Below are 756 nucleotides of genomic sequence, written 5' to 3' on the forward strand. Positions count from 1 at the left end.
CACCACCGGTTCGGGCGGCGGCGGCGCGGGGGCGGGCGTCTGGCAGGCCGCCAGGGCCAGGCTCAGCAGCAGCACCGAGACGGCCGACAGGGCGGATGGCGCACCACCTCGCAGCGCGGCGGCAATCGAGGGGGAGGCGGTCGGGGCGTCGGGACGGAAAGTGGTCGACATCGGCATCACGTCGGGATTCGAGCGGGGTGGAGTATGAAACAGCGACAAGCCCCCCGCAGGTGACTTTCGTTCATTGAAGCAGGACCTTTGTCACGCAAACATCCCATGCCAGTCTCTCGAGGTCCCAAAGGCAGCATCATGACCCTCACCCTGCGCGCGGTGTCGCTCAACGACCTGCCCCTGACGCAGCCCATCACCGCGCGCTTCGACGCCACCGGGGGAACCATCGGTCGCGCCGACCACAACACCATGGCGCTGCCCGACCCGGAGCGCCACATCTCCCGCCAGCAGGCCGAGATCAGCGCCGACGCCGGCGGTTTCGTGATCCGCAACGTCGGCAGCGCCAATCCGATCACCGTCGCCGGGCAGCCGGTCGCCCAGGGTCAGGCCGTGCCATTGCGCCATCTGGACCAGGTCCGCATCGGCGGCTACCTGCTGGAAGTGCAGAACGAGGCCGGCGACGACAGCGGCGCCACCGTGATCCGCCGGGCGCCGGACCTGGCGCGCCCGGTCACGCCGGCGCCGATGCCGAAGCCCATGCCGATCCCGGCACCGCCGACCCCCCTGGGCGGCGCGACCTCGGCG

Annotated in this window: 1 protein-coding gene; it reads left to right on the forward strand. The window is 71.3% G+C overall.

Going from position 1 to position 756, the window contains the following annotated elements; all coding sequences use genetic code 11:
- Window positions 1–309 precede the first annotated feature (309 nt).
- Window positions 310–756, forward strand: a 447-nt coding sequence (locus FUT87_RS25275; RefSeq protein ID WP_186830758.1) for an FHA domain-containing protein, incomplete at its 3' end; no start/stop codon positions are given.

This window comes from Mitsuaria sp. TWR114, from assembly GCF_007997345.1.